The sequence below is a fragment of the Mesorhizobium sp. U510 genome (assembly GCF_059180695.1).
In genome coordinates this window covers 2,780,434-2,793,921 of sequence record NZ_CP180532.1, presented here as the reverse complement: position 1 = coordinate 2,793,921, position 13,488 = coordinate 2,780,434, and the positions used below count along the sequence as shown (strand labels likewise).

Genomic DNA, 13,488 nt, shown 5'->3' with positions numbered 1-13,488 from the left:
TGTCATGGTCGACGTATTTACAGCCGCCGCCAGCCCGGTCTCGAAATTTCGGTCTCCTGCCACGGTTGCCGTGGACAATCTGCTGCGCAAGACGCTTCGCGTCAGTGACCCGCGCGATCCCGACCAGATCGCCAACGCTCTCTTGAACTTCTATCCCGAGGAAGCAGACAGGGATCGACGCGAACAAGCCGGCCTGCCTTATTCGAGCGTGCCCGACTATGTGCCGCAAGCCCGCAACACGGGCCCGTCTTCCGTCGAGATGGCACAGGCGCAGGACGATCTCGAACGCGACCTGCAGACGCTTTCGACCTCCTCGCCGCTGAAGGACATCCGCATCGAGATGATCGGCTGGGGCCGCTCGATCCGGCAGCTCGCCAATGATGGGCTGGCTGCCGCCAGGCTCGCTCTCGATTCGGTCAATCACGACCGTGCCATGTCGGCGCGCCGCCAGCTCGGCGAGTATTCGCGCCTGGCGCGCTATGTCGGCACGCTCACCGACGGCAGCGCCATCCTGTTCAGGCGGTTTGCCCAGAGCTGCGATGTGCTGGCGGGGCTCATTCTTGTCGCCATCGGCGAGGGGCTGGCGTCCAACGGCATCACCCGCAGCACCTCGATCGTGCGTTCGGCCGCCGGAGAACTGCAGGCACGCCGCAACGCCGTCATCATGGCGCTGCGCAGCCTGACCGGTTCGGTCGAAAGCACGCTTGGCCAGGAAGACTGGCCGCGCGGCATCGAGGCCTACCGAAATCTGGTGCAGCAGCTGGAGGCCGGCGGCCAGGCTGATCTGCGCGCGCTGCTGGAAGAGAACGCACTGTCGCAAGCGATGGACGACCTTGTCGACCTCTCGACCGGAGCAAGCGTCGAAGGCTTGCGCGAGCTGTCGACCGCGTCGGCGATGCTGGTCCACCGCTTCCAGCGCCTGATCCAGTTCGGCCAGAGCGTCCCGGTTCCGATCGACGTGCCGATCACTTCAGGCCCGCCGGAATCGCCGCCGCTGGTGGCATTCGTCTCCAGCCTGCAGCTGTTCGTCGACGCCTTCGTCTCGAAAGGCAGCTCGCGGCTGCTCTACGTGGCGCGCCCGCCGATCATCGTCTATGGCCTCTACGGCGCCGGCGGACCGGACCAGGGTGCCATCCGCCTGATGAACCTGACCATCGCGCGCGGTTTCCTGCTCGAGCAGGTCGACTGCTTTGCCGGCTGCGGCTGCGATGACGACGACATCTCCTGCCAGGTGCTGCTGGATTACCTGCTGTTCCTGCTCGACAGAGCGATCGACCTCTATGCGGTCGGCACGGATCCGGACGGCCTCGGCGAACAGGAAAGGCGGGCTACCGCCGTTGGCCTCGCCATCGGCGCGGCGCTGGACCTGACCGACCAGTTGAAGAATCCGGGCGTGCTTCTGTGTGAATTCAGCGACAAGCTGAAAAACAAGCTCGGTGTCATCCGTGATGAGTTGCTCGACCCATTCGGCGCTCCTGGGGCTTGGGACCCGGGCCTGAAGTCGCTGATGGTGCGTGAGCTGCGTATCGCCTACCAGGCTGAGGACCAGACGGAACGCCTGGTGCGTTCGCTGACGCCGCAATGCGACTTCAACGTCTTCAATTTCCGCAACAATCAGTCGCTGATCCGCTGGATGATCCGCGCGATCCTCCAGGATATGTTCGGCCTTGGCACCAATCTGCCGAGCCCGGTCCAGATGCCCTCGCCGATCGCCAGCTCGATGGCGAGCATGGGTCAGAACCGTCCCGACTACTGGTCGGCCTGAGCTGGCAGGAGAGGAGCACGACAATGGCTGCGAAGATTCCGTTTCCCTACCACCCGGCCAACAAGTTCCACGCCGGGGTCAAGGCCCGCTTCGAGATCGAGGCCGAGACACCGCAATCGATCGATAGGCTGACCGACAAGGTCGTCACCAGCGGCGACGGGACCATGACCGCCATCGGCGACGTTGCCAGCGCAATCAGGGAGTTCCCCGATGGAAAACGGTCGAAGCAGATTTTCGACCGGCTGATAGCCGCGATCGAAACCATCGCGACTGGACTGCCCGATGGCGACGCCATCGACAAGAAGCTCGGCGAGATCACCACGGCGATCAACAGGTTGGATGAAACGGTGCAGTCGCTTGGTCTGCGCGACAAGGACAATGTCACGGCGCTCTATGCCGCCGCTGTCGACACGTCGGGCGACATTGTCGGCCGGACGATCGCTGGGCGTTGGTTCAACCAGGCGAAATTCGCGTCGTTGCAGGACATCGTGGCATTGCAGAAGGGCAAGCCGCAGGAGAATCGCCGCAACGAGTTCGTCAAGCGCCTGCGCGATGCCAACACGTTCAGTGGCGGCCTGCCGTCGGTCGTCACCGATAGCGAACTGGTTCGCTTCTTCGACCTCGCGCCAGCCGTGATGAACGCGATCGCCGCCAGCCAGGACGCAGCGTCCGGCGGCCAACAGCCGCCAAGTGCCTGAGAACCCAAGTGCCTGAGATCCCGAGTGCCTGAGAACTATGAGCAGCCAATTCGAGCAAGATGAGGTCTGATTATGGCTAGTGAATCCAACCAGGTCATCCAGCGGCTGTTCCAGCGCTTCTTCAGGGACGAGCTGGCGGGTTTGTCGCCGGCTGACCGCGCCGCTTTCGAGAGCGAATTCGAGGGTCGTTACGGGGAATTGCTTGATCGCTCGTCCAGTGCCAAGACCACCAGTTTCGCCGACCTGGTCGGCTTCGGCGACGGACCGATCAAGCCGTTCGATTCGCTGCAGATGCCGCTGCTGCGCAACGATTTCGACGAATCGATCATACCGCCGCAGCTTCAGGCATCGGCCGAGCTTTACTACATCTACCAGATGGACCGCATGAAGCTGTTCCAGGTTGTCGATGTGCTGCGCCGGCTGTTCCAGAACGGCCAGATCCGCATCCAGCGCGGCCCCGGCGCGCGCGGGCTCTACATCCTCGAGAAATGGCGCCCCATCCGCTACAAGCGCCGCGACCGGCTGATCGCCTATCGACGCGTCTTCAACTACGGTCGCGCCCCGGTGCCCGCCGGAGCCATCGTCAACCGCAGCTTCCACTTCCAGCTGGTCGCCTTCATGAATGCGATGTCGCAGTACTTCCAGGATCTGACCATCGGTCAGGTTATTCGCGGCAGCTCCACCATCAACGACCGGCCCTTCGCAGCGCTGGCCACGGTGCAGCGCGTCGGCACCGACCTGCGCTATCACCTCGACCGGTCGAGCTATGGCAACATCCTGGCCCTGACCCGTGAAACCGGACAGTACGTACAGCAGATCTTCGAGCTGTTCGACGCACCGGACATCAAGAAATCCTTCGACGCCAACACCAAATGGGACGTTATCGAAGCCGTCGCCAACCGTCATCTGGGCGGCGCCACCGAGATGTCGGAGCGCGCCAAGATGGCCGATGCGGGGCGCAGAATCCTGCAATACATCGCCGAGAACGATTTCCGCACGACGATCACGCCGGAGGAGTTCGACGCGGATGCCAAGAAGATGGGCGCGCAGGCCGACGCATGGCTGGCGGCCTACCGGCTGACACGCGAAGGGCGGCGCTTCCCCGGCCTCGACGGCGATCGTGTGCACTGGTCATATGGGCTGAACCGCAACACCGCGTCGCGTATAGCCGCCTGAACCGTTCGCCGGGACTGAAGGGGGTGTGCGATGGACCACCAACTTGCTCTTGCGGGGCGTTTCGCGGCCAAGCCGCCGAACATCGTCATCGACGCCCCGCTGGCGCTGTCGCCGATGGGGCTGCTTGTGACGGTAACGCTTTCGCAATCAGCGCGGGTGTGGCTGCCGCGCGGCTTCTACACCTTGCTCGACAACGACGAGTACTATCGGCGCCGGCCCGATCAGATGGGAGGCGGCTGGCTCGCCCCCGGCACGCGCGATGCCATCCTCAGGGAATTGACCCTGGAGCTCGAACCGTGGCGCCGGGCGTGGCAGAACGGCCGCCTGTCATCGCGGGTGCACTGGATCGGCGACGCCCAGTATGAGAGCGCGCTGCCCGAGCGCGAGGAAACAGCCCTGTTACCGCGCTTTGAAGGCTGCTGCGCCGCGCTTGAAACACGTCTTGGCGATGCGGCCGGCACCGCCGCTCCGCTCGACGAATGCGCGCGCGACGTGATCGCGCTCTCCGCCGCGCTTCAGCCCGATAGCACCTACATTCTCACCATCGCCGGCAATGACGGCGCCAGGCCGCCATTGTGCGACTATCTCGAGCGGCTGGCATTTCCCGCCAAACGCCATCCTGGAGCAACCCCCGGATGGTCCGGCCCGGCGCTGTGGCCCGCCGCGGCTCCAATCGCCGCGAGCGGCCGCAATGCGGCGATCGTGCAGGTGGTCGCCCCGGTCATCCTGGCGCTGCCCGACGGATGGAGCGAGACCGACTGGGCGCTAGAAGATCCGGCCGACCACGATGACGGGACGCCGGACGATCCCTGGCGCAATGCCTGCGCGCTCTGGTACGATGTCGTGCCGGCGGAGGCCGCGGCATGAAACCGCCCCGCATCCACCCGGTGCATGGGCTGCGCACCAATGCGCGCGACCTGGTGATGATCAGCGTCGCCGGACAAGTGGCATCGCCGACCGAGAGGGGCACGCCATGGCGCATCGGTTACGACGGCAGGCCGCGCTCGCTGCCGGGTACCGGCGGCATCGTGCTCAACCATCGCGTCGGCGACCCCTGTGTCGGGCTGGCCGGCGACCATGTCGAACCGGCGGTGTCGATCCGCAACGAAGCGCGCGCCGCCGGCGGCAACCCCGACGCCGCGAACCAGGCGCTGCAGAGCTATTCCTGCGTCGGCAACCACGCCATCGTCACGTCAGGACGCGCGGTCGGCGCACGCGGCGTGGTGACCGGCAAGCATGGCGGCGTCGACACCGTGCTGATCGACTTTCCGCTGCCGGCGATGCGGCAGATGGCGATCGGCGACCGGATCCAGGTCTGGGCTTACGGGCTTGGCCTGCGCCTGACCGACTATCCCGACGTCGCGATCTGGAACTGCTCGCCAAGGCTGCTGGCGCGCTGGCGCCCGGTCGAGCGCAACGGCAGGATCCACGTCAAGGTGACGCACCGCATCCCTGCCCGCGTCATGGGCTCGGGTCTCGGCCGCAACAATGTGCTGCGCGGCGACTACGACATCCAGATGTCCGATCCCGGCATGGTGCGGCGCTACAAGCTCGGATCGCTGCGCTTCGGCGACATTGTCGGCATCATGGATGCCGACAACCGCTATGGCCGGTCGCGGCTGGGAGGACATGTGTCGGTTGGCGTCATCGTGCACAGCGACTCCACTGTCGCGGGTCACGGCCCGGGCGTCGTCTCGCTGCTTTCAGCGCCTGCCTCTGTTCTCCAGCTGGAGCTCAGCCCGGACGCCAACATCGCGCGCTACCTGGACATTCGCCCACCCCGACCGGCACGGCCGTCCTTTCCCTTGCCGACCGTCGAGCAGAGGGAACGAACCGTGGCAAGGCTGCGCCGGCGGGCGACGGCGTCGGACGCAAGCATGGTGGCCGGATCCGGCTAGATCCGAGCCCGAGCGGAAAAACGAGTTACGAGAAAGGGATCGGCATGTCATATCTCGACGAACAACTCGACGCGCTGGTCAACGAGGCCGCGCAAACAGTCGCTCACCGCTCGCCATGCGGCTGCGCGCGCTGTCGCCGGCAGCAGGGCTTTCGCGCCGTCGAGGTCAGGCGCCGGCATTTTCCGAGTTGCGGCTGCGGAAGTTGCGGAGACGTCGCTTCCTTCGACGAGACAGCCACACGGCGCGGGCGCACCCCGAGGCCGGCACGCGGCCAAACTTCGATGCGGGCGCGCGGGTCGCAACTGCCGGGCTGGCGCGGCTGGACGCCGCCGGTCTCGCTGGCGGCGATCGACGCGGCGCGCACCGCCGTGAGCCGGGGCGGACACGTCGATGCTTTGCTGCGGCCGTTCCTGGCACCGGGGCCGCAGGTCTATCGCATCACCCGCGCCGGCATCGACCGCGACCGGCCGCTCAGCATCGGCATGACCAAGGGCAACAATTCGATCGCGCAGAGAATTGTCGAACACTACCGGCAGCCGAGCCGGGCCGACCCCAGGGTAAACACCGCGATCCGCAATCTGCAGCCGGGCCAGATCCTGGTCCAGGCAGCCCGGCTCACCCGCCAGGCCATGCATCCAAGGCGGGCCAGGAACTACGAAGGCTGGCTGCAGGACCGGGAGCGCCCGCTGCTCTACGACCCCAACAGCACGACATTCGATGAAACGGCGCTGATGCGCAACAGTTGAACCAAGGGAGATTCCCATGCACGGGCAAGCCGCAACTCATGCAAGGTCGGTATGGGCCGACCTCGACGCCATCGTTCTTCAGGAGGTCAAGGCGCTGCACGCCGCGTCGCCGCGCCCAGCTGAAACACCCTTCGGCTCCGACGAGGAATTCATGGACCGCGCGGCGGCCTATCTCGAAGGCCGTGGCGACGAGGCTCATCTTCTGATGGAGCGCCTGCGCGGCCTGCTTGGCCTCACTGCAAGTGCTGGCGCGGATCAGGCCGAGGCGTCGCAAGAGCCCGCGCATGAAGGTGGGATCGATGATGCGGCGCAACCGGGAGCCATGCCGGCAGATGCCGCCTCGCCGGGAGCCGAACACGAGCAAGAAACATGATGCTGTTCTCGACCGCGCCATTCGAACTCGACCGGCTAGCGGACGAAGCGGACTATGCGGTGGTTGGACCGACCGACGGGCGCGCCAGGGTCACCCACACCAACCGCTTTCCGCACAGCGCGGTCTGCCACATCGAGCGCGATTTCGGCGACGGCAGGTTGACCGGCTGTACCGCCTTCCTGATTTCGCCGACGCGGCTGTTGACCGCGGCGCACTGCATCACCAGCCCGATCCGTCAGCGGCTTGGCCTGCCCAATCTTGCCGTGCGCATTCGTGTCACGCCGGGTCGGGCCTCGCGTGACGCGCGGCCCTTCGGCTGGCAATGGGCCAAGCAATGGCACGTCAACCCGCCTTACCGCCGCCGTCCGTCAGGCCTGCACGATGTTGGATTGATCGAACTCGAGCGGCCGTTTTCGCCATCGCCCGGACACTTCCAGCTCTGGTCGCCGAACCGTCAGGACCTCGAGCGGCTTCGCACCACGCGTCTGCTGCACATTTCGGGTTATCCGGCCGACAAGCCGGACGGCACGCAATGGGAGCATTCCGAGCGCCTGGACCGGATCACCGAACGGCAGCTTTTCTACAGTGTCGATACCTGTCCGGGGCACAGCGGCGCTCCAGTATGGATCCATCGCCAGCAGGCCGGCGTACCCGTGGTGATCGCGGTTCACACCGCCGGTCCGCGTCCACATTCGGGTGGGGCCTGGGGATGCCGGCCCGGCGTGCCGCTTGCCCCAGCGGGCCTGTTCAACCGGGGCGTCAGGCTGACCCCCGATCTCTTGCGTTCGATCCGCGCCGGATTCAGGCGCTGAACTGGGAAAATTGACGACCCAACGATAATTTTTGGAATGCTAATATTTCGAAAAGTGCTATAGTCCAGACTATCTATGCAGCATTCATACTGGTCGCGCCGGGGTTCGGCGGCGTGGCAGTTTTGTTGGGACGCCAGGGGCTTGTGATTGTACTGAGTTTCCTGCCAACTGGGGCGTTCGGCCATGATTGCACGTGCCGAGAACTTGCAGAGACTTTCCGACTTCGCTGATGAGATTTCCGCGTCACGAAAAGAGTGCGACCCGGAAACGGATACTTCGAGCTTTGTCGTGAACGGCCATTCGCTGGTCGCCATCCGTTACGCGGACGATCGCGGTGATCCAAACAATCATGCAGATCAGCGCCGGCCAGTAGGACGCATCGTCTGCGCCGGCACGCAATACCTGATCTATGACGCCGTCTGCATGCCGGGCGCCACCGCCGATCTTCCGCTCTCGGCCGCCGAGATATTGACCCGGCGTGAGCTGCAAATAGCCCTGCTGATCAGTGACGGAAAAGTCGACAAGGAGATCGCAAGGCAGCTCGGCATCAGCGGCTACACCGTACGCGAGCATATCCGGCGGATTTTCGCCAAGCTGAATATCGGCCGCCGCTCGGCGATTGCGTCCTGTGTGCTCGCGGGTCGGGCGGACTTTCGCCAAGACGCGCGATAGGTCGGTCGAGCGGCTTTTTCGAGGGATCCCCGCCGTCCTCGTCGAGATCCGGCAGGATTTGCTGGCGAGCCGGGCCGGCATAGAGGAGTGGGCGAACCGGCTGGCGGCGGCGCTGCCCGCGCATGAGACCGAGACGGTTTCGTGAGGACCAGCGCCTGACGCGGTGGCAGTCCATGTGAACTGAGCCGCTGAAGAGCCAGACCCTATGGCCATGCGAAAGCCCACGCCTGTGGCGGAGACGCGGGCTTTTCGTCACTGCCATGCGGGCGGCTCAGGCGGCCTGCTGGCTTTGTTTCGGCCGCAAATTCTGGTTCATGCGGAACAGGTTCAGCGGGTCATAGCGCTGCTTGATCTCCAGAAGCCGCTGGTAATTGCCGCCATAGGCCGCTTCCACCCGGTCGACCTCGTCCTCAGGCATGAAGTTCACATAGGCCGTGCCGGCAGCATAGGGCTTGGCCGCCTCATAGAGGCCGCGCGCCCAGCCGATGCAGGCCCTGTCCATTGCCGGTTCGCGCCAGCGGGCATGAACATTCATGACGAAGTGCGAGCTGCGTTGCGGAAACGCCGTCGCGTTCTGCGCCACACGGCCCGCCGCACCGCCGACATGGCCGATGAATATCTCGCATTCCGGGCCAGGAAGCTCACGTATCGCTTCGGTGACGACCTCAACTGCCCTGTCGGAGAGCTCGGTGAAGTCGTGGCTCTTCCAGTAGTTACGGGCGCCGGGGGCGAGCAATGGGTCGAATGCCTGCTGCCAGCCGGCAAACGGGTTGGGGCCAACGACATCGGCAATCGGCGAGCCGATGGCGCGAAGCTTCTTCGTCGCCTTTTCACCCGCCTGGAGATCACCGCAATAGCACATGGCCAGCACCAGAACATCCTTGCCATGCCACTCCGCCGGCAGGAAGGGCAGTGGCGGCGCTTGCCGCATGACCACCCAGCAGGTCAGCTCGTCGGGCGCTGTTTCGAGCGCGTTGCGATACTCCTCCAGCACCTTCTCGGCATCGGCGAAAGGATGCACGACAAGCCCCGACAGAACCTGGGGACCCATCTGGTGGAGCTGAAACTCGAATGCCGTGACAATGCCGAAATTGCCGCCGCCGCCACGCAGTGCCCAGAACAGGTCCGGATTTTCCGTCTGGCTGGCGCGCAGCAACTTGCCGTCGGCGGTGACGACATCGGCGGAGACCAGATTGTCGATGGTCAGGCCGAATTTGCGGGTGATCCAGCCAAAGCCACCGCCCAGGGTCAAGCCCGATATGCCGGTGGTCGAATTGATGCCGGTCGGCACCGCCAGCCCGAAGGCCTGCGTTTCGCGGTCGACATCGGCGAGCGTGGCGCCGGGTCCAACCCATGCCCGCCGTGCGGCGGGATCGACCCGCACCGACTTCATCGGCGACAGATCAATCATCAGGCCGCCATCGCAGACGGCGCTGCCGGCAATGTTATGGCCGCCGCCGCGCACGGAGACGAGAAGCCTGTTTTCCCTGGCGAAATTCACGGCACGAATGACGTCGGAGGCGCCGACGCAACACACGATCAGCCCGGGCCGCCGGTCGACCGTGGCATTCCAGATGGTGCGGGCTTCGTCGTAGGCAGCGTCCCCCTGCTGAAGCAGTGTGCCGCGCAATTGTGCCGAAAGCGCTTCGATGGCTGCAGCGTCGACTGTCGTCTTGCCGCGGTCAAGCGTGGTGAGGCTCATGGTGTTCATGGTTTCCTCCCGATTTGCTTATGAGCCGATCTCCTTCAAACGCCTTCAATTCTGCTCTTATATTAGGCATCGCGCAAGTTATGAGCCAGACGGTGGGCCGCCGAATGACGCGCATCAACGGACGAAAATTCTGGCGTGCATGTCACACTGGCAGATGCTGCTTCGTCATGTGGTCGGCACCAACAGAAGGAAGCCCACCATGACTGCAAAAATCGACCTCTTCGCCGCTGCCCCTTCGCTGATGAAGAACTGGCAACGCTCTTCGATCGAGCTCTCCGCCGCTGCCAGTCTCGAGCACAGCCTCACCGAACTGGTGAAGCTGCGTGCCTCGCAGATCAATGGCTGCGCCAACTGCATCAATCTTCACGCCACCGAGGCGCGTGAGAACGGGGAAACCGAGCAGCGCATTTACCTTTTGCCGGCCTGGCGCGAGGCGCCCTGCTACAGCGACCGCGAACGCGCGGCACTTGGCTGGACCGAGGCCTTGACCCGACTCTCGGAAGGTACCAGCCATGCAAGCGCCTATGACGAGTTGAAGGTGCATTTCACGGAGGAGGAGCAGATCAAGCTTACCTTGACGATCAACATCATCAACGCCTGGAACCGTATCGCTGTCGGTTTCGGCCTCTATGCCGACCCGGCTGCCGTGAAGGCCGCCCGGGTGGCCGCGGCCTGATGACGAGCTCAGCGCCCGACGACGCCGCTGCGGGCTTCGGCCCGCTGCGCCCCAAGCTCATGCGCGTAGCCTACCGCATGCTGGGTTCGGTGTCGGACGCCGAGGACGTCGTGCAGGAGGCCTTCATCCGCTGGATGAAGGCCGACCGCGCCGCGGTGCGCGAGCCCGAGGCATTCCTGCGCCGCACGGTGACGCGGCTGTGTCTCGACCAGCTCAAATCCGCGCGACGCAAACGCGAGACCTACGTCGGCCCCTGGCTTCCCGATCCCGTTGTGGAAGAGGACGAGGTGGAGGACGTCACCTTGCCGCTGATGCTGGTGCTGGAGCGCCTGTCTCCGCTCGAGCGTGCGGCCTTCCTGCTGCACGATGTGTTCGGGCTTGGGTTCGACGAGGTCGCGGCCGCCATCGAGCGCGACCCGGCGGCCTGCCGCCAGCTGGCGGCCCGGGCGCGTGGCCATGTCCGCGAGGCGCGGCCCCGCTTCACGGTGGAAAGGCAACGCGGCCTAGCGCTTGCCGAGGCCTTCTTCATGGCCTCGCGCAGCGGCGACATGAAGGCGCTTGGCGCCATGCTCGCGACCGATGTCATCGCCCATGCCGACGGTGGCGGCAAGCGTCCGGCGGCCACCCAGCCGGCCCTGGGCTTCGATGCCGTCATGAGACAGTATGAACAGGTCGCGGCCTGGTTGCGCACGCATGGCTCGAAGCTTGTCCGCGTCGGTTTCATCAACGGGTTGCCGGGGTTCGTCACCCTGGAAGCCGATGGAGAATTCCAGACCACCGCACTCGACATCGAAGACGGCAAGATCGTGGCCATCTATGTCGTGCGCAATCCCGACAAGCTCAGACATCTCCACTAGGCGCCGCTCAGGCCAGCCCGAACTGCTCCACGGCGCGCATGATGCCACGCAACTCGGCGAGACCCTTCAGCCGGCCGATCAGCGAGTAGCCGGGATTGATCTTCTTCTTGCCGATGTCGTCGGCAAGAAGGTGGCCGTGGTCCGGCCGCATCGGGATGCGCCAGTCGGCACGGCCCTCCTTGCGGCGGCGCGCCTCCTCCTGCATCAGAGCGAGGATGACATGCGCCATGTCGGTGCCGCCCTCGAGATGCTCGGCTTCATAGAACGAGCCGTCCTCCTCGATGGCGATGTTGCGCAGATGGACGAAATGGATGCGGTCGGCGAATTCCTTGACCATGGCGACGATGTCGTTGTCGGCGCGCGTGCCGTAGGAGCCGGTGCAGAAGGTCAGCCCATTGGCCGGGCTGTCGACGGCGTTGAGGATGAAGCGCGCATCCTGCGCGGTGGAAACGACGCGCGGCAGGCCATAGAGCGAAAAGGGCGGGTCGTCGGGATGGATGCACATGCGCACCCCCTCCTCTTCCGCGACCGGAATGATCTCGCGCAGAAACCAGGCGAGGTTGTCGCGCAACTCCTTCGGCCCGATCCCGTCATACTCCGCCAGAGCCTCGCGGAAACTGTCGCGGTCATATTTGCGCTCGGTTGCCGGCAGGCCGGCGATGAGGTTGCGCTCGATCTGATCGACCTGCTCTGACGTCAACGCCTTCAGCCGCTTCTCGGCTTCGGAAATCCGCGCCGGCGTATAGCTGGCGGCGCCGTTCTTGCGCTGCAGCACGAAAAGATCATAGGCGGCAAAATCGATGGCGTCGAAACGCAAGGCATAGCCGGTAGTCGGCAGGCGATACATCAGGTCGGTGCGCGTCCAGTCCACCACCGGCATGAAATTGTAGCAGATTGTTTCGATGCCGGCCTTGGCGAGCGTGCGGATGCTGTCGCGATAGTAGCCGGCGTAGCGCTCGCGTTCGGGCGCGCCGATCTTGAAGGAATTGTGGACCGGGATGCTTTCGACCACCGACCATGTCAGGCCTGCGGCCTCGATGATCCGTTTGCGCTCGAGCACATCGGCTTCGGGCCAGGCTCTGCCGTCGTAGATGTGGTGAAGCGCCGAAACCACGCCGGTGGCGCCAGCCTGTCTGACATGATCGAGTGTCACCGGATCATCCGGACCATACCAGCGCCAGCACTGTTCCATTGCAACTTTCCTTTTTGCGAGAGACCGGCAACCTATTGTTTGACACCGATGAGTGTCAAACTCAGAACCACGTTTTGATAGCGCATGAAGGAGCTCCCGCGATGAAGGATTTCGACGGCAAGGTGGCATTGGTAACGGGGACGACCGGCATCGCGCTCGCTACCGCAAGGCGGCTGGCGCAGGGCGGTGCGGCGATCATCGCCTGCGGCATCGATCGGGCCGCCAATACCGCCATGCAGGAAAGCCTTGCCAAGGCCAGAGCGGACGCGCTGGTGCAAACAGTCGACGTGTCCGTTTCCGACCAGGTGCGTGACGCGGTCGCGGCCGGCGTCAAACGATTCGGCGGCATCGACGTCATCGTCAATTCCGCCGCGGTCCATCCGTACGGAACCGCGACGACGACCGATTGGGAAACCTGGAACCGGGCGATGACGGTCAATGTCGGCTCGATCTACCTGACCGCACATTTCGGCATTCCGGAAATGATCAAGCGCGGCGGCGGCGCCATCGTCAACGTCGCTTCGGTGCAGGGCTTCGCCTGCCAGCAGAATGTCGCCGCCTATGCCACGACCAAGGGCGCCATCCATACGCTGACACGCTCACTGGCGCTCGACTACGCGGCAGCAGGCATAAGGGTGAATTCGGTCAGCCCGGGCTCGATCCGCACGCCCATCCTGGAGAAGGCCGCGCGTGGCGACCACGGCAGCGACGCCGATGTCGAGGAAGCCTACAAGCGCTTCGGCGCGGCTCATCCGCTTGGCCGCATCGGCGAGCCGGAGGAAGTGGCGGAGTTGATCGCTTTCCTGTGCTCGTCCAAGGCCGGCTTCTGCACCGGCGCCGACTACAAGATCGACGGCGGCCTGACCGCCGGCATCGGAGTGAAGTAGAGCCTCGGCGATCGGCCTGGCCTTT

Annotated in this window: 14 protein-coding genes; 12 read left to right on the top strand and 2 right to left on the bottom strand. The window is 64.7% G+C overall.

Annotated elements, in window-relative coordinates; all coding sequences use genetic code 11:
- Positions 1 to 4: 4 nt before the first annotated feature.
- The 9 genes from ACLGL5_RS15130 to ACLGL5_RS15090 all read left to right on the top strand — a co-directional run bounded on the left by ACLGL5_RS15130 (position 5) and on the right by ACLGL5_RS15090 (position 8,140).
- Positions 5 to 1,765: a hypothetical protein gene (locus ACLGL5_RS15130; RefSeq protein WP_244748261.1), complete on the top strand. Its 1,761-nt coding sequence runs from the start codon at positions 5 to 7 to the stop codon at positions 1,763 to 1,765.
- A gap of 23 nt (positions 1,766 to 1,788) precedes the next feature.
- Positions 1,789 to 2,463: a hypothetical protein gene (locus ACLGL5_RS15125; RefSeq protein ID WP_069091419.1), complete on the top strand. Its 675-nt coding sequence runs from the start codon at positions 1,789 to 1,791 to the stop codon at positions 2,461 to 2,463.
- A gap of 72 nt (positions 2,464 to 2,535) precedes the next feature.
- Entirely contained in the window at positions 2,536 to 3,639 is a 1,104-nt protein-coding gene (locus tag ACLGL5_RS15120) for a hypothetical protein (protein ID WP_019860046.1), read from the top strand.
- 30 nt (positions 3,640 to 3,669) lie between these two features.
- Positions 3,670 to 4,506 carry a hypothetical protein gene (locus tag ACLGL5_RS15115; RefSeq protein WP_038644874.1) on the top strand — a complete coding sequence of 279 codons (837 nt, stop codon included), beginning with the start codon at positions 3,670 to 3,672 and terminating at the stop codon, positions 4,504 to 4,506.
- Entirely contained in the window at positions 4,503 to 5,537 is a 1,035-nt protein-coding gene (locus ACLGL5_RS15110) for a DUF4438 domain-containing protein (RefSeq protein WP_019860048.1), read from the top strand. Before ACLGL5_RS15115 ends, ACLGL5_RS15110 begins: the two co-directional genes overlap by 4 nt.
- Positions 5,538 to 5,581: 44 nt before the next feature.
- A complete protein-coding gene (locus ACLGL5_RS15105; protein ID WP_069091418.1) occupies positions 5,582 to 6,283 on the top strand; it encodes a hypothetical protein in 702 nt (233 codons plus the stop codon).
- A 16-nt stretch (positions 6,284 to 6,299) separates the two neighbouring features.
- Positions 6,300 to 6,656 carry a hypothetical protein gene (locus ACLGL5_RS15100; protein ID WP_019860050.1) on the top strand — a complete coding sequence of 119 codons (357 nt, stop codon included), beginning with the start codon at positions 6,300 to 6,302 and terminating at the stop codon, positions 6,654 to 6,656.
- The gene (locus ACLGL5_RS15095; protein ID WP_019860051.1) at positions 6,653 to 7,468 is read left to right on the top strand and encodes a trypsin-like serine peptidase; all 816 of its coding nucleotides are present in this window, start codon (positions 6,653 to 6,655) and stop codon (positions 7,466 to 7,468) included. The genes ACLGL5_RS15100 and ACLGL5_RS15095 overlap by 4 nt, the downstream gene beginning before the upstream one ends.
- A gap of 183 nt (positions 7,469 to 7,651) precedes the next feature.
- Positions 7,652 to 8,140, top strand: coding sequence for a response regulator transcription factor (locus tag ACLGL5_RS15090; protein WP_064986423.1), 489 nt, complete (start codon positions 7,652 to 7,654; stop codon positions 8,138 to 8,140).
- A gap of 271 nt (positions 8,141 to 8,411) precedes the next feature.
- Here ACLGL5_RS15090 and ACLGL5_RS15085 read toward each other — a convergent pair whose 3' ends face one another.
- Complete coding sequence (locus ACLGL5_RS15085) at positions 8,412 to 9,851, bottom strand: FAD-binding oxidoreductase (RefSeq protein ID WP_019860053.1); 1,440 nt, start codon at positions 9,849 to 9,851, stop codon at positions 8,412 to 8,414.
- Positions 9,852 to 10,050: 199 nt separating this feature from the next.
- On the opposite strand from ACLGL5_RS15085, the gene ACLGL5_RS15080 reads away from it, so the two are divergent.
- On the top strand, positions 10,051 to 10,527 hold the full coding sequence (locus ACLGL5_RS15080; protein WP_069093325.1) for a carboxymuconolactone decarboxylase family protein: 477 nt from the start codon (positions 10,051 to 10,053) through the stop codon (positions 10,525 to 10,527).
- Positions 10,527 to 11,384: a sigma-70 family RNA polymerase sigma factor gene (locus tag ACLGL5_RS15075; RefSeq protein ID WP_069091417.1), complete on the top strand. Its 858-nt coding sequence runs from the start codon at positions 10,527 to 10,529 to the stop codon at positions 11,382 to 11,384. The genes ACLGL5_RS15080 and ACLGL5_RS15075 overlap by 1 nt, the downstream gene beginning before the upstream one ends.
- 7 nt (positions 11,385 to 11,391) lie before the next feature.
- Here ACLGL5_RS15075 and uxuA read toward each other — a convergent pair whose 3' ends face one another.
- Complete coding sequence (gene uxuA / locus ACLGL5_RS15070) at positions 11,392 to 12,576, bottom strand: mannonate dehydratase (protein WP_069091416.1); 1,185 nt, start codon at positions 12,574 to 12,576, stop codon at positions 11,392 to 11,394.
- A 101-nt stretch (positions 12,577 to 12,677) separates the two neighbouring features.
- Here uxuA and ACLGL5_RS15065 point away from each other — a divergent pair, with 101 nt between their 5' ends.
- The gene (locus ACLGL5_RS15065) at positions 12,678 to 13,463 is read left to right on the top strand and encodes an SDR family NAD(P)-dependent oxidoreductase (RefSeq protein ID WP_019860056.1); all 786 of its coding nucleotides are present in this window, start codon (positions 12,678 to 12,680) and stop codon (positions 13,461 to 13,463) included.
- Positions 13,464 to 13,488 lie beyond the last annotated feature (25 nt).